Source organism: Paraburkholderia sp. SIMBA_027, assembly GCF_046535315.1.
Classification (GTDB): domain Bacteria; phylum Pseudomonadota; class Gammaproteobacteria; order Burkholderiales; family Burkholderiaceae; genus Paraburkholderia; species Paraburkholderia tropica.
In genome coordinates this window covers 1-270 of record NZ_JAWRWY010000640.1, presented here as the reverse complement: position 1 = coordinate 270, position 270 = coordinate 1, and the positions used below count along the sequence as shown (strand labels likewise).

The 270-nt window shown below is 58.5% G+C and carries 1 pseudogene; it reads left to right on the top strand.

Annotation, left to right across the window (positions count from 1 at the left end):
• A pseudogene (locus SB764_RS40570) lies at positions 1–270 on the top strand (tyrosine--tRNA ligase); the annotation flags it as partial.

Sequence of the window (270 nt, the reverse complement as noted above, 5' to 3'; positions counted from 1 at the left end):
GACCCCTCCTTCAAGGAAGAAGCGCGCAAGCTGATGACGATCGAGATGATCGAAGAGAACATCGCCTCGATCAAGCGCTGCTTCTCGAACTACCTCGACTACGGCAAGCCTGCCAACGCGGCGCTGATGATCAACAATGCCGAATGGCTCCGCTCGCTGAACTACCTCGAATTCCTGCGCGATGTCGGCCGTCACTTCTCGGTCAACCGCATGCTGTCCTTCGACAGCGTCAAGACGCGTCTCGACCGCGAGCAGTCGCTGTCCTTCCTC